This window comes from Rothia sp. HMSC064F07, assembly GCF_001837265.1.
GTDB classification, from domain to species: domain Bacteria; phylum Actinomycetota; class Actinomycetes; order Actinomycetales; family Micrococcaceae; genus Rothia; species Rothia mucilaginosa.
This window is the reverse complement of the sequence record NZ_KV831926.1, coordinates 59,758-83,445: the sequence shown is the minus strand read 5'-3', so window position 1 is coordinate 83,445 and position 23,688 is coordinate 59,758. Positions and strand designations below refer to the sequence as shown.

At 58.3% G+C, this 23,688-nt stretch carries 21 protein-coding genes; 9 read left to right on the top strand and 12 right to left on the bottom strand.

Features of this window, described 5'->3' with window-relative positions:
* Positions 1–83 precede the first annotated feature (83 nt).
* Positions 84–1,376, bottom strand: coding sequence for an MFS transporter (locus tag HMPREF2712_RS02810; protein WP_070615771.1), 1,293 nt, complete (start codon positions 1,374–1,376; stop codon positions 84–86).
* Positions 1,377–1,772: 396 nt separating this feature from the next.
* Here HMPREF2712_RS02810 and HMPREF2712_RS02805 point away from each other — a divergent pair, with 396 nt between their 5' ends.
* The 6 genes from HMPREF2712_RS02805 (at position 1,773) to HMPREF2712_RS02785 (ending at position 7,990) form a co-directional block, all read left to right on the top strand.
* Positions 1,773–2,423 (top strand): peptidoglycan amidohydrolase family protein, encoded by a 651-nt coding sequence (locus tag HMPREF2712_RS02805; protein WP_070819219.1) that lies wholly within the window; start codon positions 1,773–1,775, stop codon positions 2,421–2,423.
* A 1,026-nt stretch (positions 2,424–3,449) separates the two neighbouring features.
* Positions 3,450–4,049: a DUF7340 domain-containing protein gene (locus HMPREF2712_RS09005; protein ID WP_141762565.1), complete on the top strand. Its 600-nt coding sequence runs from the start codon at positions 3,450–3,452 to the stop codon at positions 4,047–4,049.
* Positions 4,050–4,243: 194 nt separating this feature from the next.
* Positions 4,244–4,468: a hypothetical protein gene (locus HMPREF2712_RS02800; RefSeq protein WP_070819218.1), complete on the top strand. Its 225-nt coding sequence runs from the start codon at positions 4,244–4,246 to the stop codon at positions 4,466–4,468.
* Positions 4,469–4,780: 312 nt separating this feature from the next.
* On the top strand, positions 4,781–5,767 hold the full coding sequence (locus HMPREF2712_RS02795; RefSeq protein WP_070819217.1) for a glycosyltransferase family 2 protein: 987 nt from the start codon (positions 4,781–4,783) through the stop codon (positions 5,765–5,767).
* 60 nt (positions 5,768–5,827) lie between these two features.
* Positions 5,828–6,820: a glycosyltransferase family 2 protein gene (locus HMPREF2712_RS02790; protein WP_070819216.1), complete on the top strand. Its 993-nt coding sequence runs from the start codon at positions 5,828–5,830 to the stop codon at positions 6,818–6,820.
* Positions 6,821–6,874: 54 nt separating this feature from the next.
* Complete coding sequence (locus HMPREF2712_RS02785; RefSeq protein WP_210398935.1) at positions 6,875–7,990, top strand: acyltransferase; 1,116 nt, start codon at positions 6,875–6,877, stop codon at positions 7,988–7,990.
* Between the two features lie 91 nt (positions 7,991–8,081).
* On the opposite strand, the gene HMPREF2712_RS02780 is transcribed toward HMPREF2712_RS02785, so the two are convergent.
* From HMPREF2712_RS02780 to HMPREF2712_RS02760, 5 genes are all read right to left on the bottom strand, one after another.
* Positions 8,082–9,482 carry a hypothetical protein gene (locus HMPREF2712_RS02780; protein ID WP_070615768.1) on the bottom strand — a complete coding sequence of 467 codons (1,401 nt, stop codon included), beginning with the start codon at positions 9,480–9,482 and terminating at the stop codon, positions 8,082–8,084.
* Positions 9,483–9,598: 116 nt separating this feature from the next.
* Positions 9,599–10,474 (bottom strand): glycosyltransferase family 2 protein, encoded by an 876-nt coding sequence (locus HMPREF2712_RS02775; protein WP_070507453.1) that lies wholly within the window; start codon positions 10,472–10,474, stop codon positions 9,599–9,601.
* Positions 10,475–10,525: 51 nt separating this feature from the next.
* On the bottom strand, positions 10,526–10,903 hold the full coding sequence (locus HMPREF2712_RS02770; RefSeq protein ID WP_005507976.1) for a DUF2304 domain-containing protein: 378 nt from the start codon (positions 10,901–10,903) through the stop codon (positions 10,526–10,528).
* Positions 10,904–11,641, bottom strand: coding sequence for a glycosyltransferase family 2 protein (locus HMPREF2712_RS02765; RefSeq protein ID WP_005507977.1), 738 nt, complete (start codon positions 11,639–11,641; stop codon positions 10,904–10,906).
* Between the two features lie 171 nt (positions 11,642–11,812).
* Positions 11,813–13,816, bottom strand: coding sequence for a DUF6541 family protein (locus tag HMPREF2712_RS02760; protein ID WP_070819215.1), 2,004 nt, complete (start codon positions 13,814–13,816; stop codon positions 11,813–11,815).
* Between the two features lie 383 nt (positions 13,817–14,199).
* Here HMPREF2712_RS02760 and HMPREF2712_RS02755 point away from each other — a divergent pair, with 383 nt between their 5' ends.
* From HMPREF2712_RS02755 to HMPREF2712_RS02745, 3 genes are all read left to right on the top strand, one after another.
* Complete coding sequence (locus HMPREF2712_RS02755; protein WP_070819214.1) at positions 14,200–14,742, top strand: flavin reductase family protein; 543 nt, start codon at positions 14,200–14,202, stop codon at positions 14,740–14,742.
* Between the two features lie 112 nt (positions 14,743–14,854).
* Positions 14,855–16,084, top strand: coding sequence for an acetylornithine deacetylase (argE, locus tag HMPREF2712_RS02750; protein ID WP_070819213.1), 1,230 nt, complete (start codon positions 14,855–14,857; stop codon positions 16,082–16,084).
* A 482-nt stretch (positions 16,085–16,566) separates the two neighbouring features.
* Entirely contained in the window at positions 16,567–17,574 is a 1,008-nt protein-coding gene (locus HMPREF2712_RS02745; protein ID WP_070819212.1) for an MIP/aquaporin family protein, read from the top strand.
* A 161-nt stretch (positions 17,575–17,735) separates the two neighbouring features.
* Here the strand turns inward: HMPREF2712_RS02745 and HMPREF2712_RS02740 are convergent, their stop codons facing one another.
* From HMPREF2712_RS02740 to HMPREF2712_RS02715, 6 genes are all read right to left on the bottom strand, one after another.
* A complete protein-coding gene (locus HMPREF2712_RS02740; protein ID WP_070684817.1) occupies positions 17,736–18,170 on the bottom strand; it encodes a HEPN domain-containing protein in 435 nt (144 codons plus the stop codon).
* Positions 18,171–18,210: 40 nt separating this feature from the next.
* Positions 18,211–18,756, bottom strand: coding sequence for an ArsR family transcriptional regulator (locus HMPREF2712_RS02735; protein WP_083324830.1), 546 nt, complete (start codon positions 18,754–18,756; stop codon positions 18,211–18,213).
* 115 nt (positions 18,757–18,871) lie between these two features.
* Positions 18,872–19,513, bottom strand: a complete 642-nt coding sequence (locus HMPREF2712_RS02730; RefSeq protein ID WP_070819211.1) for a VanZ family protein — start codon at positions 19,511–19,513, stop codon at positions 18,872–18,874.
* A 225-nt stretch (positions 19,514–19,738) separates the two neighbouring features.
* Positions 19,739–20,191 (bottom strand): fluoride efflux transporter FluC, encoded by a 453-nt coding sequence (locus HMPREF2712_RS02725; protein WP_049352277.1) that lies wholly within the window; start codon positions 20,189–20,191, stop codon positions 19,739–19,741.
* On the bottom strand, positions 20,191–20,595 hold the full coding sequence (locus tag HMPREF2712_RS02720; protein WP_246828661.1) for a fluoride efflux transporter FluC: 405 nt from the start codon (positions 20,593–20,595) through the stop codon (positions 20,191–20,193). Before HMPREF2712_RS02720 ends, HMPREF2712_RS02725 begins: the two co-directional genes overlap by 1 nt.
* A gap of 145 nt (positions 20,596–20,740) precedes the next feature.
* Complete coding sequence (locus HMPREF2712_RS02715; protein ID WP_070819209.1) at positions 20,741–23,527, bottom strand: MMPL family transporter; 2,787 nt, start codon at positions 23,525–23,527, stop codon at positions 20,741–20,743.
* Positions 23,528–23,688 lie beyond the last annotated feature (161 nt).

Below are 23,688 nucleotides of genomic sequence, written 5' to 3'. Positions count from 1 at the left end.
AGGTTAAACACGCAGGTGGGGTTGGATAGATATCTATCCAACCCCACCTGTATTTATTCTATATTCGGAATATATTCTGTGGGCTATGCATCCAGCTCAGCCAGGGACTTCTTGTACCCTTCACGAGCCGTCAGCGCACCCAACGCCACGAGCACACACATGGCAACCGTGAACATGGCGGGCAGCACCGCGTTATGCAGGTCGGCACCGGCGAGGCTCGTCGCCACGGCGGGCGCCACGCCTCCAGAAATTGCGAAGCCAATCTGGGTACCCAGCGCCAGGCCGGTCACGCGCACGCGGGTCGGGAACATCTCCGCATAGAAGGCGGGCCACACGCCGTTCGCCATGGAGTACAGCGCACCGTGCATGAGCACGCCGTAGGTGAAGATACCCACCCAGTTGCCCTCGGTAATCGCGCCGAGGTACGGGAACATCACCAGGGACGATGCAACCGCACCGGTAATGAACACGGGCTTACGACCGATCCGGTCGGCAAGCATGGCGGCGAGCGGAATCGCAATCAGGCCGAGGGTGTTGGAGGCGACCGGCACCAGCAGCATAGTGCTGCGGTCAAGGCCGTAACCCTTGGTGGCGAAGGAAAGCGCGAAGGTCGTGAAGACCATGTTCACGGTGTTGACCATGGCGCATACGGCAATGGTGAGCACGGCGCGCTTGTGGTGCTTGAAGACCAGCATGAGCGGGGATTCGGTGAGCTTTTCGCGCTGCAGGTATGCGGGCGGCTCGGAGAGGGTGCGGCGAATCAGCCAGGCGGTCACCACCACGAAGGCGGAGAGCCAGAAGGGTACGCGCCAGCCCCAGCTGAGCAGGTGCTCGTCCGGCAGAGCGGCGAAGGGAATGAACACGGCGGTTGCCAGCAGCGAGCCGAACTGGGTGCCCTGCAGGGTCCAGCTGGTCGTGAAAGCGCGCTGATGCTCGTTGGCGTGCTCCAGGGAGATGGAAATGGAGCTTGCCTGCTCGCCGGCGGCGGAGAGACCCTGAATCATGCGGCAGATGACCAGCAGGGTGGGGGCGAGGATACCCGCCTCGCTGTAGGTCGGCAGGCAACCGATTGCGAAAGTGGCAAAGCCCATCAGGAAGAGCGTGAGCATCAGGACGAATCGGCGGCCGTAGCGGTCACCGAGGGGTCCAACAATCATGGCGCCGAAGGGGCGCACAACGTAGGCGACGCCCACAACCACCATGGACTTGAGGATGCCGATGGCGGCAGTGTCTTCGGGGAAGAAGATGCGGTTGAGCACGATTGCCGCGGCGGTGCCGTAGACGGCGAAGTCGTAGTATTCGAGGGCGGAGCCTATCCAGCTGGCGAGGGCGGCTCGTCGTGGTGATCGGGCGGGCGCGTCGGTGCGTCGGCTCATGGGTGGCTCCTTCGGTACTATACCCGTTGGGAGGGGCGGGGCCGCGGTGTAGGCGGCCCGTGCGGTTTGTCAATGTGCCCTTCCAGTGTAGGGAGCACACCACCTGTTTTCCATAGGGTTACCTAAGTTCCCAGGGTTTGAAGTAGGTAGAAACACGGAGACCGAGTGAATAATAAAGAAATTTGTAATTTCAAAAATGCGCGACAGGACTTTCGCATCCCAACCCACGTAAAGTGAATATCACCTCGGCAGGAGTGTGCCTACCGAGCAGTCACGCCGACCAAGATAAAGCTGGTCGGCGTTTTTAGTGTCCAATTCATTTGCGGTAGCCCCGAACTATGGACTTCCCGGGAGGTTCATAGTGCGGGGCTACTGCCTATCCGAAAGGATTTTATTATGTCCAAGATTGATCAGGCGATTGCATGGATGGAGCAGCGTAAGGGCAAGGTGACCTATTCGATGAATTATCGAACTGGCCCGCATTCTTACGATTGCTCTTCGGCTGTCTATTCGGCTCTGCATGAGGCGGGACTTCTCCCGAAGAGTACGGGACTTGGTAGTACAGAGTCTCTGTTTAACGATTTGGAGAAGTACGGTTGGACTCAGGTTCGACCGGATGCATCGGGTAATTACCCGGCACGACGTGGCGACGTGTTTATTTGGGGTAAGCGTGGACAGAGTTATGGTGCTGCCGGTCATACTGGCATTTTCTATGATGACCACGACACGATTATTCATTGCAATGCTGGCCACAATGGTATTTCCATCAATCCGCACGACACGATTTGGTCATACAACGGTGGTCCGGCGATTACGATTTATCGTCCCCCGGCAGAAGTAAATGAAGAAGAGGTTATCTATCGCGCAACGAAGAATGCGATGAATGCAATTTTTGATGAGCCTTTTGTTCGCCAGGGCGACCTCGCTAAAGCGCGATACGGCAATTCAACCATTGGCCTACGTGCCGTAGTTCACTGGTTTGATACTTCTATGATTCGCCTGGAGACCAGCCTGAAGGAGCTGGAGAATGCAATCCGAGCTCTCTAATGCATAGAGCCTCATAGATATATAACTATCAAAACTTGTTTTGGGTAGGGTCCATAGACCCTGCCCAAAACAAGTTAAATTCCCATATATAACACACTCAAATATCAACATATTTTCACTTAGTGAATCATTTGAGTAAAAATAAACTTCTATGAGTTGACTTTTAATTAAATGCAAAAAAAATATTTATTAAATGTTACCCCCCCCCATGAAGAATATTAAAGGCTAATTTACGTCTTTTATAAACATCGGATTAATCTTCTGATAGGTTTTGATTCCAAGGAGGACTCATGAAGTACCCATCCCGGCTATGCAAAGGATGCCACGAGCCGACAGACACATATCGCACTGGTTGCCGCACATGCCAAGCGCGGCATAGGGCGATACGCCTCCACAAGAATCCCCGTATATCATCAGGGCAACCTATTTGTCCTAGATGTTGGAGAACCGCTGGCATCTCTCTTCCAGCCTGTAGTATCCAACCTGAAAATTACGGACAACGCATCGCAATAGAGAATCAGTGGAATCCCATCTATTCCATCTGCCGTGCATGTATCCACGCGCCAGAAGGTACCGTTCCTCTTGATTCACCGCGGGTCTATCTTCCTGTCAATCCTAGAGCTCGACGAACTTCAAAGCAGCGAATTTACCCTTCGCGAGCAAATCCGGTTCTTTTTCTTCCGCTTTCTCATTGCACGCGTTGCGAGAAACCAATAGATCAGGATTCTCGACATTCCGGGCACCCCTTATGCCGCAAGCACTACCGGCAAATGAAGCGACAGAATGCGCACCAGGATACTGAAGCTCCAATCGGCAAGAAGAACGGACAGGATGAATGGGCCGTTCATGATGCTGGTTTAGCATCATTCCTACACGCACGGAGAAAGCGTCTGTCCCGTGCTTCAACTTCGCTGCCAAGAAGCAGAAGCAGGGCAACTCTTTGTAGGGCCAACACTATGGTTCACACACCTTCCGCACTGTAGCGGATATCAATAATTCACTCATTTAGCAGAGAGGCTACATCATATGGCTACCATTTCGTCTGGCGAGCAACTGCAGCAGCATCTAATCGCTCTAACTGTGGGCACGCCAGTGAAGGATGCAGACCGTCAATGTCTGCACCGCGCAAAGTTCCGTATTCCACGCCACCAGGCATTATTGGACGAGTTGGCAGATTATGTCGCCGGTGGTTCACGTACCGGAGGAGCATCTAGCGCCAGCCGCTTTGGATGTCGCATACCTATTTCTGCTAATGCGTTAGAAGTTCAAGAGTCTATTCGTTCCGTTGTTATGCCCTCATTCCCAGGTGCGCCGCTGAAAAATCAGGTTTCTGCGTGGATTCGCAATCACCTACATCAGGAGCTTCATGATGAGGCGTTAGCAACGACGACCAGTTGGATTCGGGCCATTGTTGCGTTGCGCCATCCCAGTCATGATTTGCAGGGATTTTGTCCTAACTGCGGGGAGCAGGAAGTCATGAAAACAAGCTGCGACGGCTCAACATCAATACGCCGATCTGCACTGTATTACACCGCTGAAAGGGCATCTTGTCGTTCTTGCTCTGCTATGTGGGAAGGGTTAGAAGGTATGAAGGCCTTAGCCCTATTACTTCATAGCCAGGACTGATACCGTCCGTATTAAACTTCTGCCTGTGAAAATAGGTAACCGTTCCAGTAGGATTACATCATTTTCCCGGGCAGATAAAGCTACCGCAGGAAGCTGTTCTTTATCTGCTGTAGTTCACCCCGTCAGGTTTATCCTGGCGGGGTTTTCTGTTAAACCGCAGCTATCATAGCTGCCCAACCGCCAAGGAGATTATCATGGCACCTATTTCTGAAAATACTGCATACCAGGCAGCTCATCGAGCTCTGACTGATGTGTATGATGCGCCTTTTGTGCGTGAAGGCGACCCTGCCGTACAGCGCTTCGGTCAGGCAAAAATCAGCACTCGAGCTATCGTGGAATGGTTCGATGAGAATATGCTACGTCTTCACAAGCAAATTGCAGATTTGGAGAACCTCGTGAAGTCGAAGCGTCGTGCTTAGGCATCGTCCGGGGTGGCGTAAGCAACTATACGCGGTTATTCCGGCTACCACTGCCGTCCTGCAGACATACGGAATCCTTACGCAGGAGCAGGCAAGTGTGTGGGCTGGTCTCGCGATAGCCCTCTGGGGTTTGTGGATGGCTTGGGCTAACACCGACCATACTCGCAAGCCCCACAATACTACGCATATTCCTCCCCACCAGTAGGTCCGTCATATATCGTGGGGGTGGTGGAACATATTTCGATTACCCACCACCCCCACCGTATGATGTACCTGTATGTAGTTCCATCCGCCGCATTTCGAAGAGGTACTATGCCGTCACCCCGCACCAGCATTATCATGCCGGTCTACAACACGGCTGACACTGTCGTCGCCGCGATGGAGTCCGTTATGGCACAGACCGACCCCGACTTTGAGCTGCTGGTAGTGGTTGACGGCTCCCCGGACCATTCCTCGAAGGTGATTCGCGAGTTCCTGCAGAACACCCCCGATCCCCGCATCCGCCTGTTCGACAATGGGCAAAACGCCGGCGTGTCTGCGGCACGTAACCAGGGTCTGGATGAGGCGCGCGGCGAGTGGATTACGTTCATCGATTCTGATGACACGTACCGCCCCGAATTCCTGGAGCGTCTGCACGCCGCGGCGGCACGTAACGGCGCGGATGTGGCAACCTGCGGTCACACCATTGCCCGCGCCGACGGCTCCACGATGGACCGCCCGCAGGATGCGCCCGGTACGTACACGGGTCGCGATATTGCCATCAACTATCTGCTGAACCGTTTTACGGGGTTTGTGCACGATAAAATTTTCCGCGCTTCGCTCTTCTCTTCGGTACGTTTCGCGACCGATATTCACCGCGCCGAGGATGCCCTCGCGGTCTTTGAGTGTCTCATGCAGGCGCAGAAGCTTGAGGTTATCCCGGATTGCCTGTACCTGTACCACATGGGCTCTGAGGGCCTGACCTGGGGCCGCGTGACCCCGGTGGAGGAAAGCATCCGCCACACCCGCTACATGCGCCAGGCGGGCGCACCGCTGCTCTCCTCGAAGGAGGGTCAGCAGGCAATGGCGATTTCTTCTGCGGTGACCTACCTGAATAATGCGCAGCAGGCGCTCATGAGCGATAGCGCCGACTCAGATGCGGTAATCCGCGAGTGTCGCCGCCAAATCGAGTGGGGTTGGGTTGTGCCGGCACTGCGTTCTAGTCCGGTGGTGGGTGCGGCGAGCCTGCTGTTGAAGCTCTCCCCCGCCCTGTACCGCACCCTGTACGGCGCGTACGTTCGCCGCGCCTACGGCATGTAACCCCTCAACGTTCTCATCAGTCCCGCTCTTATCAGCCCCGTTCTCAAAGGTTCCCACCCTATGTCTGCCATCCCTCGCACGAGCATCATTATGCCGGTCTACAACACCGCTTCCACCGTCATTGCGGCGATTAAGTCGGTGCTGGCGCAGACCGACCCCGACTTTGAGCTGCTGGTCATGATTGACGGCTCCCCGGACAATTCAGTGCAACTGATTGCCGAGTACCTGCAGCAGAACCCGGATGAGCGCGTGCGCGTGTTCAATAACCCCAAGAATCAGGGTCTGTCCGCGATGCGTAACCAAGGCCTGGACGAGGCGCGTGGCGAGTGGGTGACGTTCCCCGATTCTGATGATGCTCTCTACCCGACTTTCCTGGAGCGCCTGCACTACCACGCGGAGCGTACGGGGGCGCAGGTGGTCAATTGCGCCCACAACATGGTGGCGACCGACGGTTCGACTACGCAGCGCCTGAAGGGCGCCCCCGGCACGCTGACCGGTCAGGAGGCGGCGTTCGCCCTGCTTAAGGATGAGCTGTCTCCTTACGCTTGGGATAAGATTATTCGCCGCGAACTATTTAAAGGTGTTCGATACCCGCAGATTGAACGCGCTGAGGACGAATGCGCGCTACTGGACTGCTACCTGCGAGCGCAGAGCGTGACCGTCATTGATGAGCCGCTGTACGCGTACGCGGTGAGCGCGGGAAGCCTGACCTGGAGCCGTATTACTCCCCTGTCTGAAACTCGTCGTCTGCTTGAGTATTTTGAGAAGTCTCTGCAGCGTACGAGCACGTATCATCTGCCTGCCGGTCAGGAGGCACTGACGATTGCCCGGGTTATTGCGTACCTGAATAACGCGCAGCAGGCGCTGATTGTGGGCGGTGAGAGCGCACCGGCTGTGCTGGCGGGTTGCCGCACCGGTTTTACGGTGAGCGATGCGCTGCTTGCGTTGCGTATCCGCCCGGTGTTTGGTGCGGCGGGTCTGCTGTTGAAGACTAGCATGCCGCTGTACCGTCTGCTGTACGGCGCGTACGTTAAGCGGGTCTATAACCTTTAGAATTCGGGTGCTTGTACCCATCACACTCACACACATTGATTGGAGCGGATTTTCATGTCCTCCAAACCTGCATCGGCGCAGGTGGCGTCTTCTCAACCTGCGGATGCTCAGCCTGAGTCTCAGGTGCCTGCCGCGCGCCCTAGACCTGCGCGAAAGGTGTACCTGGACCTCATTAACGTTCTCGCCATTATCTTCGTGGTGGCGCTGCACGTGCGGTTCAACTACCGGGTGGATTATGATTCGCCCGGTTGGGTTCTCGAGAACATTCTTTCGGGTACCGCGGTTGCCGCGGTGCCGCTTTTCTTCATGGCCTCGGGCATTACCCTGCTGAATTTCACGAACCGTGAGAGTGTCGGCACGTTCTATAAGAAGCGTTTCACGAAGATTCTGATTCCGCTGCTGGTGTGGGGTCAGGTGTATCTCTTTGCACGCAGCTGGTTTATGCACACTCCCCTGCCTACGGGTGAGGAGATTCTGGCGGTACTGCTGGCACCGAACAAGGTGGGTGTGACCCTCTGGTATTTGGAGGCACTCATCGGTGTGTACCTGGTGTTGCCGATCTTCTCGTACGCCCTGCGCGGTGCCGGTGAGAAGAAGGTGCAGCTGGCGTGGCTGATGGCTGCTCTGGGTCTGCTGATGCCCATTGCAACTGCTTCTCTGCAGAAGATTAATCCGCAGTTTATGCCGGAGTTCTCTGCACCCATTGTGGGGTATGTGGGCTTCTGCTTCTTAGGTTATGCGCTGGCGAATACGGAGTTCAGCCTGCCGTGGCGTCTGGTCATCTATGTGCTGGGTATTGCCGGTTCCCTGACGCATATTCTGGTGGGCCCGTACCTGGTGCTGAACCACCCGGGTCTGGGCGGTTTGGCGACCGAGTACCTGTCTGTTCCGACGATTTTCTGGGCTTCGGCGGTTTTTGTATTCTTCAAGTCTCTGCCGCTGAATCGTCTGCCGGAGGCGGTTCAGACGGGTCTGCGTAAGCTGTCAGCTCTGACTTTTGGTGTGTACCTGATTCACCTGCTGATTATTCAGGGCCTCGCCGCCTACGGTTGGCCGCTGGTGGATTATCGTCTGGAGGCACCCTACGCGCTGCTGGTGTGGGCTTCTTCGCTGATTCTGGTATGGCTGCTGCGCTGGATTCCGCCGGTCCGCAAGTGGCTGATTCCCTAGCGGTGAGCCGCTTACCAGGTTTAAACGTTGGGAGGGGCACGTACATCATGTACGTGCCCCTCCCATAGGTTTTTAAGCAGAGGTTTTTAAGCTACTCGGCGTGAGCTTCTTCCGTGCGGGATGCCAAAGCCACGCCCACCATGTGCACCACGAAGCCGCAGACCGGGCCGACCGCCAACGCCACGATAGCGCGCGGCACCAGCGGCGCGGGGACCAGGAACGCCAAGCTCAAGGTCACCGCCGCGGCAACCACCCAACCGGCGAGGTAGATGCGGTGCTGGTTCACCGCGAGCGCCATATTGCCTGAGAGGGTCATGAGCGCCAGCAGTGCCGAGGCGAAGACCAGTGCACCCAGGGTGATGCCGGAGGCTGCCGCCTCGTACGCGGACTCTGCACCTGCGGCAGGCGGGTAAATCAGGCGGAACAGCAGCGGACCCACCAGGTACGCCGCCAACGCGCCCGCAGCGCCCACAGCCACCACTGCGGCGGCAGGCTTAATGAACGCCGCTACGGGGCGGTGGCGCTGCTTCAAGAAGGCGGAAACCGCCACACCCTGGAACGCCTGCAGGGGAATCATAATCGGCGAACGGGTAATGGAAATCGCCAGGATCAGGGTACCCAGCACGACCGGTTCGCTCTCCGCGGCGCCGCTCGCTTTCAGCACGTTCGGGAAGCCCATCATCAGCACCGCCGCGGCGGCAGAGGACAGGAACGACCAGAGGATATTTAAGCTCAGGCGGCGCGCGGGCACATCGGCGCGGGCAACCCACAGACGGCGACCCGAGACAGTCACGAACGCCAGGATAAGCCACAGACCCATCGGCACGACGGTTGCCACCTCAAGGCCGGCAAGGGAAGGAATCATGAGCGCAGCCGCAAGCATGAGGATGAGGCGCCCGGCAGATTCCAGACCGCCCACCGCAGCGAAAAGGTACCAGCGGTCCTCACCGGCGGTCACACCGCTCATAGTCGCCTGCAGGGCGTAGAGGAACACGCCCACCGCCATAACGGTCACGCCCACCGCCGCCGAATGCGGAATCTGCTGGCCCGCCCACAGAGGGGAGCTCACCAACACCAGCGCACCAGCGATAGCACCCAGAGCCGCGGTCACCGTAACCACGCGGGCGCCCTGCGGCGCGGAACCCTCAGCAGATGCAGCCCCGCCGGATGCAGCCCTGTTAGCTAAAGCCCTGTCAGCTACAGCACGGGTGCGTGCCGTACCCACCGCGCGCGTAATCTCCGGCTGAATACCCGTGATAATACCCGTCACAGTGAAAAGCGCCGCCCAGAACAGCAGGAACTCCGTCAGCTCCGAACCGTTCAGGGCACGCTGAGCAATCATGGTCACCAACAGCGTGGAGACCGCCGCCAACAGGGACGAACCCAAAAGCGCCAGGGACTGGTAGCGGGTGACCGTACCCGAAGACTGGGCCTCCCGAGAGGGGTGTTCCTCCACCCCGCTCTTATCGGGGTGCTGTACCGACTCGCTCACCGCGTCCTCCTCATTCCTAGCCGCCAATATAGCCGCCAACACAAACCATCATTACATACGCAGATGCGCCGCACATCCACCGCAGGATGTACGACGCACCGCACACAAATATAGGTTTACTTCACCACATGCTCGGCAAGGTTCTTAACACCCTGCCACTTCTTCGCCAGGGCCGCCTTCGGCAGCAGAGTCAGCGCGTGAGCACGCGAGGAGAAACGGATACGGGCCACGCGGGCAGCCTTCGTCCAACCCAGGGCAGTCATCTCATCAGCAATGGTGTTCATGTAGCGGCGCTCCTCATCAAAGCGGGTACCCTCCAGGGCACGCCAGGACGAGTCAGAACCACCGTGACGACGGTACATGAACGCAACCTGCGGATCGTAGTACAGGGAGCCGCCACGCATCGTAATGTCCAGAATCAGCGCCATATCCTGCACAACGTTCAGGCCCTCACGGAAGCCGGTGCCCACGATAGCGTCTTTACGCCAACCCAGGGACGGGAAGTAGAACCACGCGCCGCGCAGCAGGGAGGTAGCCAGCTCCTCACCCTGCAGAACAGCCTCACCCTTGGGACGGTAGAACGCCTTAGTCTGCTCCACCAGGGTATTCGACAGGCCGTTGTTCTCATCAATCACGACCACGCCGGGCTGGAAAATGGATGCCTCAGGGTGCTTCGCCGCCGAATCCACCAGCCACTGCACATAGTTGGGGAGCATGACGTCATCAGCACCCATGACGGTGACCAGGTCATTCTCTACGAAGGTCAAGCACTTGCGGTAATTACCGTTCGCGCCCAAGTTCTTCTCGTTACGCATGTAGGTGATGCGCTCATCCTTCAGCGACTCGAACCAGCCGGGAATCGAGTCGTCCGGGTAGCCGTCATCAACAACAATCATGCGCCAGTCCGGGTTGGTCTGACCGACCACAGACAGCACAGCCTGCTTCATCATGGCGACGTCTCCGTAGTAGGGGAACAGAATATCAACGGTCATGAGGTATTACTCCAAGCTCAAACGTGTAGAAACGTATAAAAATCAGGGGCTTTAGGGCTTCTTCTGCTCTCGCTCCGTAGCGCGGGAAGCGCCCTGCGGCTGACGCTGAAGAGCCTTCATAATCGCAACTTCTTCAGCGAGGGTACGCATATCATCCGTAATCTTCGAGATAGCCAGGGTCAAGTGCAAGCTAATACCCATCAGCATAATAATCGCCAGTAGGAACAGCAGGTTGACCGGGGTCTCAATACCCACCAGACGCGAGAGGGCATCCAAAAGCTTCGGGAAAAGCGCTAGCACAATCATGATGACGCCAACGATAAGCCACAGTGCGGCGTACTTTTCCTTCATCTTCTGGTTGCGTACCTGCGCCAGAACGAGAACCTCCATCACCACCACGATGAGAAGGAAGAAAATATTTGCACTCATTTACTTAGACCCCACATTCGTTTTCTGGCGAGTCATCGACATGCCAAACGAGAAGAAAGAACGAACCAGGTACACCGCAGACTTCCACGGGCTTGAAGAAGGAGTACCACCCTGACGCTCACGCATCTCAACCGGCACCTGCTTAACAGTCAAGCCAGAACGAATCGCCATCACGCAGGCGTCGATACAGTCACCCAGATACTCAGCAGGTAGATGCTCGCAATACTGCTCAATCGCCTTGCGGTCTGCCGCACGGAAGCCGGAGGTGGCGTCGGTGAACTTCTCGCCTGAAATCATCGTAAACATACGGGCCAGAACCACCATCGCCCACTTACGCGGACCAGACACCTTATAGTTCGTCGCCTCAGCAAAGCGGGAACCGATCGAGATGTTGACATCCTCCAGGCCAGCAAGCACAGTGCGGATACCCTTCGGGTCATGCTGCCCATCAGCATCAACCTGAATCGCGCAATCATATCCGGCTTGGCGAGCATACTTGTAACCGGTGCGCAAAGCGCCACCGATACCCATGTTGTAGGGAAGATCAATCACGAAAGCGCCGGTAGCGCGCGCAATCTCAGAGGTGCGGTCGGTGGACCCGTCATTGACGACTACCAGGTCGACCTCAGGCATCATGCGGAAAAGTTCTTCAATTGTGCCCCCAATAACTTCCTCTTCATTCCACGCGGGCATAATGATGAGGGGCCGAGGGGTCTGCGTAAAAGTCTCTGATTCCATGCGGTGCTATCTCTTGTGTGTATGGCATACGGAAGTTAGTATGCGCACAAAGGCATACCGGTTTTACATCTTATCAGCACTCTCTTAACGACGCTCGAAGTAGCACCGCGGGGGTGGCCTAGTCTCCATGCCACCCCCGCAATACTTCAGGCAGCCCAAAAGTGCCAGATACTAGTTATTATCGCAAGCGCTAATGCGATACAGAGTCATCGGCCCCGAGGAGTACACCGGGGTCAGAACGTCCGTGCCAATGGCAGCCACGAGGCCGTCGTAGTTTTTCTGTGCGTCTGGGCCGAAGTTCAACTGGTTCTCCAGGTGAACGTACCAGTGGGCCTTGTACTTGTTCACCTCGCGGCACACCTCCGGATTTGTACGAGCGTCCTTGAGGTTGTGCATAATTGCCGAGTACTTGGGTGAGGTCTCAAACTCGAAGTGGTATCCCGTCAGGTGACGATCTGCCAGCGCGTAAATATAGGCGCTACCGTCCCAGGGGTTGTTCACGATCACATCGCCCTTCGGCACGATCTTCGGGATCTCGTTAATGACGTTCATCTCGTCCTGATTCAGCACCACAGAGGTCGGGGTCACTCGGTATTCCTGCGATACCGCCAGAGTTGTCTCCTGCACCGAGGGTACACGCGAAGAAAGACCAGCAACTACCAGTACCAGAACCATCGCAACGCCCATGCCGACGGTCGCAACCTTCAATCGTGCCGGGCGCGGCGCGCGGCGCGCAACCCAGGTAAGCAGACCTTCCACGAAGCCGCCCAAGCCGATACCAGCCAGAATCACCGAGGGGAATACCACCAGCGCCGCCAAGCGGAAATGATCCGTGTACCAGGGAGCAACCATCAACAAGCGGAACTCGCCGCGCGGCACCGAGGCGGACACAATCCATAGGTAACCAATCAGCACCCAGCTGGCAATCAGCCACAGGTTGCGGTGCTTGTACAGCAGGTACCCCGCGCCCCACAGAGCCAGGAAACCGGCCAGATACGAGGGGTTGAATGTATCTCTCAACTGATTGGCGTTCTCCAAGCCCAGGAAGAGGAACTGGTAGAGCGCCTCACCCTCGGTGAGCATAGGCTCCCACGTGTTGCTGGCAGATGCGCCGGGACGCAGGAACCACCAGGCACCCACACACCCAAGAATTACCAGCCCGAGCAGAGCGGATCCCACCCACTTCTGGCGAGAGGTCAGCTCGCGCGAGCGCACTACCCACGCCACCCCAGCCAGCACCAGCGGCAGAGCAAAGACCACAGCAGACACCACCGCGTTCGGATGCACAAGCGCTAGACCCGCGACACCCACCAGGGCGGAAAGACACAGGGAAAGCAGCGCTGCGTACTCGCCGCGCATCATCACCTGCACCAGGCATACCATGAGTGCCACAAATGACGGCACCAGAGCGTAACCCAGCAGATTCGGGAAGAGCACACCCCAACGCAGGAGGAGACCGGGAAACGCTGCAAAACCACCAATTATTGCAGGGATGGCAAGCGCCTGGAGGGGGCGAAGCTTCGGAATGCTCAAGCTGAACGCTACCAGCGAGCAGGGCCACAAAATGCTGGCAGCCAGTAACACGGTCACGATGGTGGCAGTCGCAATGCTCGTACCCGTAGTGCTATAAATCAGGGACACAAAATCATGCCAACCCGCCGGGTAAAATGCCGGCTGCTGGTCTGCCGCAGATACCGCGCCCAGGGTCAGGCTGGAGGCGTCGCCGTGCTCCTGAATCCAGCGGATTGCATTCATATGGAATGAGTTATCCAGGCTCTGCGAGAACGCCTCAGGCCCGTAGACCATGTCCTCGGTCATGTGCAGCACCAGGAACCCGCCTAAAACAGCACCTACCACGGGCCAGGCCACCGGAACATCATTACCCGGCCACGAGGCAGACGCCAGGGCAGGCCAACGGCGACCCACTAGCCACATCAGGCCCGCTGCCGTAGCCACCAACACGACCGCGACCACTACGAAGGAAATCAGGTTCCACGCAATCCCGATCTTACCCAGCACAATTGCCGAGACGGCAATCAGGGCAAAGGACAGGAGCGGAGAGAGGAAGACGCGCAGACGTGCGGGAACACGCAGCGCCCAGCCCATTGCATAGCCGGGGCCAAAAGCCAACACGACCGCAAAAAGTAGCAGCGGAATAGTTGCCAACCAGCTCATTAACCTTCTTCTCCCCACAGTTCACGCACCGGAAAACCCCTCAAATACGGGGGTCGGTGCGCTTTCGCGTACCAAGCAAGGATACCCTAGAGCCCTCTTCACCCCCGCGAAACCCCGCGGAAGAGAGAGGGATAGCACCTCAATCATGTGTTGCAGGGCGCTGGTTGGGCTGTCTGTGTGAAGCTCCCATATGACGAAGAATATGACGTAATATTTCACGCCCTACGTCATGAAAGGTGCACCTAAGAAACATAGGGCAATAAATAAGGTGTTCAGCACCCATTAGCTTTACTCTGAAACATATCTCCCCTTAACAAAGGGTCGCCCAACGCATACACATCTGGACGACCCCTCAAACGCAGCCGCAGAAGAAAGGGTCGATCATGACCGAAACCATTGCAGCACAGGCACCCATCGCCGACACCTCCGAGCAGTTCAAGCTCGCCTTCGGCCACCAGCCCGCCGGCGTTGCCATCATCACCGCCACCGACGAAAACGGCGAACCCGCAGGCTTCACCGCCTCCTCGCTGACCTCCGTCGCCGCAGAACCGCCCATCATCGCCTTCTCCCTCAAGGCAAACAGCGGCTCCGCAGCAAAGATCGCGGCTGCTTCCTCCTTCCTCGTGCACATGCTCGACGCTGAGAATGTCACCCTCGCGAAGAACTTCGCAACCCACGACTACCCTCGCTTTGAGGACCCCAGCACCTGGGAATTCGTCCACACCGGCGAGCCCCTCGTCCACGGCGTGCGCCGCGTACTGCGCGCAACCCCGCTCAGCCGCGTTGAGGCAGGCCCCGCACTCGTCTTCACCGCGCAGGTTGAAGAGTTCATCCGCAACGACTGCGAAGGCACCCCGCTGGTCTACCACTCGCGCAACTTCCACGCGCTGGGCGACCACTCCAACGTGAACAACTACATCATCTAACCCCGCGCAGGGGTCACGGGGCGGTATTCGACGACCATGAGGCGACGAATACCGCCCCGCGGCGTACCCTGAACATAACAGCGCACAGCACCACAACGCAGAAGGAATAGTTATGACGGCTCAGACCACCCAGCCCGCATCCCTCCCCTGGCTCGAAAAGCTCATCGCGATTCCCACCATCTCCGGTAGCTCCAACCTCGAACTCATTGAGCTCATCGAAGCCGAGTTCGCCCGCTACGGCTACAGCGGCGTGCGCACCTACAACGAGGACGGCACCCGCGCCAACCTCTTCATCACCGTCCCCGCAGCGGACGGCACCACCCGCGGCGGCCTCATCCTCTCCGGCCACACGGACGTCGTTCCCGTCGCCGGTCAGGACTGGGACGCCGACCCCTTCACCTTGCGCGTGGAGGGTACCCGCGCCTACGGCCGCGGCGTGTGCGATATGAAGGGCTTCCTCGCCGTCGCCCTCTGGCTGCTGCCGCGCATTGCCGAGGCGAAGTTGCGCGCTCCCCTGCACTTCGCGTTCTCCTACGACGAGGAAATCGGCTGCGTCGGTGCCCCCGCCCTTATCGAGGAGTTCGTGGCGCGCGACCTCGCCCCCGACTACGCGATTGTGGGTGAACCCTCCAGCATGCGCATCATCGACGCGCACAAGGGCGCGCACCGCGGCCGCGTCACCTTCACCGGCGTGCCCAAGCACGGCTCCCTCGCCACCCACGGCGTGAACGCGGTTGCTGCCGCCGGCGAGTTCATCACCTTCTTCACCGACATGGCGGACCAGTGGGAAGAAGAAGGCCCCTACGACGAATCGTTCATCATTCCCCATTCCACCGGCAGCGTGAACCTGGCAAACGGCGGCCTGCAGTACAACATCGTCGCCGAGCAGGCGGTCGTGGAGTACGATGTGCGCACCCTGCCGCAGGTGACTACCGAGTCCTTCGTCGAGCGCATTGACCGCGAACTTTCCGAGGTGATTCTGCCCGACCTGCAGGCACGCGCCGCACGCGCAGAGAAGCTCACCGGCGCGGAGCCCGGTAGCCTCACCTCCCGCGTGGGCGTGAAGCACGAACTGCTCGCCGCCGTACCTGGCCTCGGTACCGAAGACGATGCGCCCATCGTGCGCCTCGCCCACGAGTGGCTCGGCACCAACGACGCACCGCAGAAGGTCACCTACGGCACCGAAGCGGGCCAGTTCCAGCGCGCCGGCGTGCAGAGCATCATCTGCGGCCCCGGCGATATTGCGCAGGCGCACTCCCCGAACGAGTGGATTGAACTGGAGCAGCTGAGCGAATGTGAGCGCTTCTTCGAGGCGATTCTCGACTGGGCGAGCGCCAAGTAGCAGCCACATAGCAACCGTGTAGCGGCGTAGAACCCAGACCATGGCGGCTCATAAGAGCCGCACAAAAATTACAGAAAATGCCCGGGTACCTCATGCGGTGCCCGGGCATTTTTTGTGCTGATGGCGGGTAGTGAAGGTGGGGATTCAAGTGTTGGTTGAGCCATGGATTTAACGATCGGTTGAACTGTGGGTTTAAGTATGGGTTTATGGAATGAGTCCAAGGTGTGGACTATGCCTGTTTTTCCCCTCATCCACCACATTTATTTTTAAACGAAAAACCCGAAAAACCGCTTATGTCTAAGGGTGAAATAACACAAAAGTATTGTCTTCCAGGGGTATTCAAGGTTCCATAGATGCCAAAGGTTAAACACGCCACCCAGGCGACATAACCCACACAAAACCACACCTCCCTCACGCTCGGCACTGCACACCCGGTCGAACCCCGGTTCACCACCCGCAGTTCACTACCTGAAGGACACCCCGTGTACACCATCAGCCCCTACCTCGCCGAATTCCTCGGCACGCTCATCATGTGCACCATCGGCTGCGGCGTCATCGCCAACGTCGAACTCCGCCGCTCCAAAGGCCACGGCGACAACTTCTTCACCATCGCCTTCGGCTGGGGCTTCGCCGTCACCTTCGGCGTCTACGCCTCCCACGCCTACTCCGGCGGCCACCTAAACCCCGCCGTATCCATCGGACTGGCAGCCTACGGCGAATTCCCCTGGGAGAAGGTCCCCGGCTACATCATCGCCCAGGTCCTCGGCGCAATGGTCGGTGCCGGACTGGTCTACCTCAACTACCTGCCCCACTGGAAGGCAACCGCCGACAAGAAGATTAAGCTCGGCATCTTCGGTACCGTCCCCGCCATTCACAACTACTTCACCAACGCCCTCTCCGAAATGATTGGCACGTTCATGCTGGTCTTCTCGGCACTGTACACCGGCGTGAACTTCAAGCCGTCCATCAGCGGCGGTGTGGAGCTCTCCCTCAACCTCAACGACGTGCTTAAGCCCCTCGCCTTCGGCTTCATGGTCGCCGTGCTCGTCATCGGTCTGGGTGGTCAGACCGGCTACGCCCTGAACCCCGCCCGTGACTTCGGTCCGCGCCTCATGCATGCCCTGCTGCCCATCCACGATAAGGGCTCCTCGCGTTGGTTCTACGCCTGGGTTCCGATCTGCGGCCCGATTGCCGGTGGTTTCATGGGTGGCGCGTTCTTCAAGCTCTACTACGAGGGTCAGGTTAGCCCGTGGCTGTTCGTTTCCAGCGCTCTGGCGGTTGTGGTTCTGCTCTTCGCGTGGTGGGCTAATAGCCACCTGTACCGCGCACCCAGCTCCGAGGTTGTCCCCGAGTTTGAGGACACCCACGCTACCGCGGCGGCACGCGCAGCAACCTACACCCCGACCGGTTCCATGCCGGTCCTGCTGCCCGAAGAGGTGAAGGAGAACCGTAGCACCCGCGTCGTGAACCGCGTGACCGACGACGAGTAGTCTTCCCGCCTGGGAACTTCCCTGTCTAGGGTTTCATCTAAAACGGCGAACCCCTCATTTTCATAACCTGACTTATGTTGTTCAGGTTATGAAAATGAGGGGTTCGTTGCGTCTACCTCACGGAAGGAGGTTCATTCAGGGGTGCCGAAAAGAAATATCGTCTAGAAAGGTCCTAGCTTAGGAATAAAAAGAGTCATCTCCTGAACGATATACTCTGCATCTTCCAAAGCCTCTTCAGCTTCTTCCACAGCTATAGGCTCATAATCCAAACCGGGATACTCAACCTCATGGCGAGTTCGACGCAAGCGAGAATACAGCTTACCCACCACATCATGAGGGCCTCGCTGAGCACGCAACGCATCACCCACCACAATATGACCTCCCCGAGTAGTCGGCCGCAGACCCTGCACCGCCAAGGCAGCAGTCATCGCCAACCTCGAAGCATCATAGAGGAGCGTATAGGCACCTTCCGGATCATCAACCACCAGACGATGCGCCGTCTTTAGATGCCGATGAGCACGCAACAACAGACCTTGAGCATGCTCACGATTTACAGTAACCCGTTCCAACTCACCGGCATTAATCAGCTCAAGCATGCGCTCCCGGCCAACAGTCCAAGGACCAGGAGTCGGGGCATTAGGCTTCAGCGTCGACATCATTCACCTCCAGCTGCCCAAAGAGAACCTCCATCGGGCGCGAGCGCACAGTCTGCACGAAACCATCCTGCGAGTTCCATGCCTCATGAGATAGCCGCTTTACGTTCACCTCATAGCCAAGCTTCTGCTCAGCATCATCAATAGCCTCATACAGCTTCTGACGTGAAGGGGAACCAACAACCAACACATCAATATCATTCGGCACGTGCCCAGCCACCCCAGAACGACGGCTAGCCCACGAGCCATAAATAGCGGCACCCTCAATATTGGAAATGCCCTGCAAAGTATCCCGGAGCACCGGAACGGGGCCATAAGTTACCAGGATCAACTGACGCATCGCCTGGCCCACCGGATTATCAACCTTGGCTTGCACCATACGGGTCCTACCAACATTCTGGACAGTCACCAGACCGGACTGTTCCAGACGATTCACCTCTCGGGAGACAGTCGGCAACGATGCACGTGTCGCATCAGCAATCTGAGACACCGTGTACTGCTGCTCAGGGTGAGAGAACAGCAATGCCATCACTTCACCCTGCAGGTCACTACGCAAGATAGGAAGGAGACTAGGAGCAGACGTTTTCATAACATGAATTATATCAATCATGTTATGAAAACGTCTGCTATTTTTTGGAGGGGTATTAGGCTGCAGCGGAAGCCATTGCCAGCACCCGATCATGCTTAGCGAGGCGGCGCTTCTGAATCGCGCGCACCACCCAGATGCACACCGCACCCAGAACCGCGCCGGCAGTATTGTTCACAATGTCATCCACATCGAAAGTACGGTAGGTGAAGCCCGCCAGACCCCAGTTACCGGTCAGCTGGCTCAGCTCAATGAAGCTCGAGAGCGCGAAGCCACTTAGTGCCGTAGCGCGCAGACCCCAGCGCAGGCAGCCCGCCGTAAAGAAGCCCAGGGGAATGAACATCGCAATATTGAAGAAGAGCTGCGCGTACACGGTAGTCGCGAAGCGGCGCAGACCCATGCCGGCCGTCAGGTCCCACGCCTGCTGCCAGCTCCAGCCCACATAGAAGCGCGGGTAGTACAGTTCGGGGTTCGTGACGCTATTCGCGCTACCAATCGGAGTCAGCGTCAGCGAAAGAATCGAGGCAAGGAACAGCGCAAAAGACGCAGTCAGCAAGTACTGGCGGATGCTGTGCGCTCGACCGGTCTTCTTGGCGCGCAGGCGCATACCAATAAATCCGATGATGGAGAGCGCGACAGTAAGCGCCGCAATCTCGATGACGAAAGTGCCAATCATGTGTTTATTGAGCAGTTCCTGCATGCCGTGTGTTCCTTGGGTCGTAAGAGTGAGTTATATGAACCCCACCTGTATATATGCCTGTTCTAACATATATTCTTGGTGGTATATAGCGGGTTACCGTTCATACCCGCCGCATATCGTTCACCACCAGTGTAAAAGACCGCTCTATGGCTCACCCTAGGCGAAACTGTGAAAAAGCTGTACACGCACCCAAACATGGCATGAGAACCACCACAGCCGGCGCCGTCAGTACAGAACATCCGGCGGGAACACCGGCGCAATATACCGACCAAACAGCATCACAAACAAGAGCGCACCCGCCAGAGCTGCCACCATCGCGCCCACAACCTGCACCAGCCACAGCATCAGGAACTTCACCATCTTGCCCTCAGAGCGGGCGGTCAGCGCCTCCACCATGGCGGTCGAAAACGTCGTAAACCCACCCAGCAGACCGGTCGTAATCACCGTGCACCAGAACGCCACCTGATCCGTGGCGTTATAGTGCACCCCCAGCGCGCGAGGATTAGACACCGGCATAATCAGCAGGCCGTACAGGAACGAGCCCACCAGGTTAATCACGAACACCGGGCTAATAATCGACGACTCCGTACGCAGGCGAGGCGACATCGCCTTATCCAAGAAGAAACGGGTCATCGCACCCAAACCGCCGCACAGGAAAACCATCAGAGCGAAAAACATTAGCGGCCCTCCTCAACATCACGGGCGGGCACCAAGCGGGACGCCACAAAACGACCCGTCAGCATGCCCGCCGCGGCGGCAACCAAACCACCCACCAGCAGCACCGCCACAGCCAGCATCATATATTGAGCATGCACCGTGTACGGCAGAAAAATCGTCTGCGCCAGCACCGCAGCAATCGACGAATAGGTCGTGTAGCCGCCCATCATACCCGCACCGAACAGCAGGCGGAACGAGTGAATCCGGTCCTCGCCGTCACGGCGCGCGTAGGCGTTCCACACCATCGTCAGCAGGCCCAGCGTGAACGAACCCAGCAGGTTCGCCACCAGCACGCCACCGGGGGTGTACACGCGGCACAGCGCACCCGTGCCGCCGCCCAAAAAGACAAGAAAAGGGGCAGGCACACGGGTTAGAACGCCTCCTATCCTCTGCCGGATACTCGCGCGGTTCCTCATCACCGTGCACCTGCCCTTTCGTCTCGTATTAGTCTTCAAAGTGCGCTACAACAGCGCACAAACACACACTAATACTTTAGCGGTTACCCAGGCTTTAGCTGTTACCCGAACCGGCGGCAGACTCACGCTCGTGCTGAATCTTCTCGCTCAGTGCGGCACCCTCAACATCCATATTCGGAGTGAAGCGGTCCAGCCACTTCGGCATCCACCACGCCTTATCGCCCAGCAGAGCCATAATCGCCGGGGTCAGCGTCATGCGCACGATGAACGCATCCACGAGCACACCGAACGCCAGACCAAAGCCCATCGGTCGAATCATGGTCGAGTCAGCAAAGATGAAGCCACCAAACACCGAAATCATGATGATCGCGGCAGCCACTACCACACGCACCGCATGGTTGTAACCGCTCACAATGGCGGTCGCCGCATCCTTGCCGTGCACGTACGCTTCACGCATGCCGGTCACCAAGAACATCTGGTAATCCATCGCAAGACCGAAAAGAATACCGATAAGCAGGGTCGGCAGGAAGGACAGCACCGGGCCCGGGTGGTCCACGCCGAAGAGGGAGCTCATGAAGCCCAGCTGGTAAATCGACACGACGGCACCGAAGCTTGCCAGCACCGAGAAGAGGAAGCCCACCGAGGCAACCAGCGGAACCAGAATCGAGCGGAACACCAGGATCAGCACCAGGAAGGACAGGCCCATCACCACGCCCAGGTACAGAGGCAGCTTCTGCGCGAGCACCTCGGAGACGTCAATATTGCCGCTGGTCTGACCCGCAATACCGAGAGACACCTCAGAGCCCTGAACCGGAACGGTCACGGCTCGCAGCTCGTGGACGAGCTCTTCAGTCTCCACGGAGCTTGCACTGTGGGCAGGAATCACCTGGAAAATCATGAGGGTACGATCATCAGTCATACCGCCGGGAACCACAGCCTGCACGTTCGCGCCGCCGCGCTCCTTGACCGCAGAGGCGATATCAATCTGCGCCTGCTGAGCCTGCTCCTCACTCATATTCGCGGGGGTGTGCGCGACCGCAACCAGCGGGGCGCTCATGCCCTCACCGAACTTCTCCTTGACCAGCGCATACGATTTGTACGCGGCGCTATCGGAGGGGTAGTTCGAAGCGTCCGGCAGGCCCAGGCGCATCTGAGACATGGGGGCGGCAACCGCCAGCAGCGCCAGCGTACCGGCCACCAGAGTCAGTAACGGACGCGCCAGCACGAGGCGCAACCAGCCGTTCGGTTTCTCGGTGCGTTCGGCATCCTGCGCGCGGCACTCCGCAATCTTCTGCGGGGTATCGATGGAAGCCCACAGCTTCTTCGACATGATCTTGGTACCCGCCAAGGACAGCACCGCCGGGGTGAGCGTCACCGCGATCAGGGCGGCAACAACCACGCAGAACGCGGCGGCATTACCCATCACGCCCAGGAAGGGAATACCGGTCACGTTCAGCGCCACAAGCGCAATAATCACGGTGCTCGCCGCAAAAATCACGGCGTTACCGCTCGTGCCATTCGCCAGGGCAATCGCCTGGACCTTCGGCATGCCGTCCAGCAGGTTCATGCGGTAGCGGTTCAGAATGAACAGCGAATAGTCGATACCGACCGCCAGACCAAGCATCAGACCCAGAGTGTAGGCGGTAGAGCTCATCTCCACGACGGAGGACAGGGAGAGCGTACCGAGCACACCCACCACCACGCCCACCAGAGACATCAGAATCGGCAGGCCGGCAGCCACGAGGGTGCCGAGCATAACCATCAGCACGATGAAGGTGATGACCATACCCGCAACCTCACCGGTGTGCGAGCCGCCGCCAAGCGCGGATTCACTCAGGTTCGCGTCGAACTGGACGGTCGCCCCGTGCAGGTTCGCCGACTCAATGTCGGACATAACCTTCTGCAATTCGGCGGACGGCACCTCGTAAATCTTCTTCTTAAACGAGACGGTCGCAATCGCCGTGGACTGATCCTCAGAGACCATACGGTAGCCCGCGGTGAAGTCGTAGAGCTTCTGCTGACGCTCCAGCTGCTCACGCTGTGCCGGCAGCTCGCTCTCGGTCTTCTGCAGCTGGTTGCGCTGCTCGTCCAGCTTCTTCTTGCCCTCAGCCAGCTCATCCTTCTTGGAGGCGATTTCTGCGCGACCCGCGTCAACCTGCTTCTGGCTCTCGGTCAAGGTATCGTGCTGCTGATTGAGTGCGTTCTGTTGCTCGGTCAGCTGCGCCTGCTGGGCGTTGAGCTGCTCCATCATGGCAGCGGGTGAGCCTGCCGCCTCCGCCTGGGCGTAGCCGTCCTTCAGCTGTTCCTGCGCGTCATCCAGCTGCTTCTGCGCGGATGCGAGCTGCTCCTGACCAGCACTAATCTGTGCCTGCGAGTCGTCAAGCTTCTTCTCGTTGTCGGCAATCTGCTTCCTGCCGTCCTCAAGCTGCGAGGTGGCGGCGTTCAGCTGCTTTTTGCCGTCCTCGATCTGGGAGGGGGCGGCGTCAATCTTGGCGTGCGCCTCGTCGAGCTGGGTTTTCGCTTCTGCAAGCTTGGAGGTGGTGGTGAACGGGTCGGTGACCGCATCCACGGAGGGCACCTCGCTGGGCAGTGCGCTCAGTGCGGCGGAGAATGCCTGCTTCTGCTCTTCGGTGAGGGCGGTGCCGTCACCGGTGGTGAGAATAATCTGGCCGGAGCCGCGGTTGGCGCTGGGGAAGCGTTGGGCGAGCTCGTCGGAGAGCTGCTGGGTCTGCGTTCCGGGCATGGTGAAGGTGTTGCTGAGCTTGCCGTGGAACGCGGTGTAGGCACCCGCTACACCGGCGACGATGAGTACCCAGGTGAGGATGACAGCCCATGCGCGGCGGGCGGCAGCTTCACCGATGCGGTAGAGCCATGTAGCCATGATTCAGTCCTTTGAAGTTGAGCGAGTGAAGAGTTTGGGGTGTTGGGTGCGTGTGAATGCGACGTGTGGTTTGCCCTGTACGGCGAACGCTGTGTCCTGTTTTTAGGCAAAAAACACCCCGCCCCGGGCACCTGCAGATGAGGTGCCCGAAGCGAGAGTGT

What these genes read in the sequence shown, in the direction of transcription:
- HMPREF2712_RS02735 (WP_083324830.1), bottom strand. Translation starts at nt 18,756, where the DNA reads ATGGCATTGCTGTTCTCTCACCCTGAGCAGCAGTACACGGTGTCTCAG.
- HMPREF2712_RS02760 (WP_070819215.1), bottom strand. Translation starts at nt 13,816, where the DNA reads ATGAGCTGGTTGGCAACTATTCCGCTGCTACTTTTTGCGGTCGTGTTG.
- HMPREF2712_RS09005 (WP_141762565.1), top strand. Translation starts at nt 3,450, where the DNA reads ATGGCTACCATTTCGTCTGGCGAGCAACTGCAGCAGCATCTAATCGCT.
- HMPREF2712_RS02770 (WP_005507976.1), bottom strand. Translation starts at nt 10,903, where the DNA reads ATGAGTGCAAATATTTTCTTCCTTCTCATCGTGGTGGTGATGGAGGTT.
- HMPREF2712_RS02765 (WP_005507977.1), bottom strand. Translation starts at nt 11,641, where the DNA reads ATGGAATCAGAGACTTTTACGCAGACCCCTCGGCCCCTCATCATTATG.
- HMPREF2712_RS02730 (WP_070819211.1), bottom strand. Translation starts at nt 19,513, where the DNA reads ATGCAGGAACTGCTCAATAAACACATGATTGGCACTTTCGTCATCGAG.
- argE (WP_070819213.1), top strand. Translation starts at nt 14,855, where the DNA reads ATGACGGCTCAGACCACCCAGCCCGCATCCCTCCCCTGGCTCGAAAAG.
- HMPREF2712_RS02715 (WP_070819209.1), bottom strand. Translation starts at nt 23,527, where the DNA reads ATGGCTACATGGCTCTACCGCATCGGTGAAGCTGCCGCCCGCCGCGCA.
- HMPREF2712_RS02740 (WP_070684817.1), bottom strand. Translation starts at nt 18,170, where the DNA reads ATGCTTGAGCTGATTAATGCCGGTGAGTTGGAACGGGTTACTGTAAAT.
- HMPREF2712_RS02785 (WP_210398935.1), top strand. Translation starts at nt 6,875, where the DNA reads ATGTCCTCCAAACCTGCATCGGCGCAGGTGGCGTCTTCTCAACCTGCG.
- HMPREF2712_RS02790 (WP_070819216.1), top strand. Translation starts at nt 5,828, where the DNA reads ATGTCTGCCATCCCTCGCACGAGCATCATTATGCCGGTCTACAACACC.
- HMPREF2712_RS02755 (WP_070819214.1), top strand. Translation starts at nt 14,200, where the DNA reads ATGACCGAAACCATTGCAGCACAGGCACCCATCGCCGACACCTCCGAG.
- HMPREF2712_RS02810 (WP_070615771.1), bottom strand. Translation starts at nt 1,376, where the DNA reads ATGAGCCGACGCACCGACGCGCCCGCCCGATCACCACGACGAGCCGCC.
- HMPREF2712_RS02800 (WP_070819218.1), top strand. Translation starts at nt 4,244, where the DNA reads ATGGCACCTATTTCTGAAAATACTGCATACCAGGCAGCTCATCGAGCT.
- HMPREF2712_RS02725 (WP_049352277.1), bottom strand. Translation starts at nt 20,191, where the DNA reads ATGTTTTTCGCTCTGATGGTTTTCCTGTGCGGCGGTTTGGGTGCGATG.
- HMPREF2712_RS02795 (WP_070819217.1), top strand. Translation starts at nt 4,781, where the DNA reads ATGCCGTCACCCCGCACCAGCATTATCATGCCGGTCTACAACACGGCT.
- HMPREF2712_RS02775 (WP_070507453.1), bottom strand. Translation starts at nt 10,474, where the DNA reads ATGACCGTTGATATTCTGTTCCCCTACTACGGAGACGTCGCCATGATG.
- HMPREF2712_RS02805 (WP_070819219.1), top strand. Translation starts at nt 1,773, where the DNA reads ATGTCCAAGATTGATCAGGCGATTGCATGGATGGAGCAGCGTAAGGGC.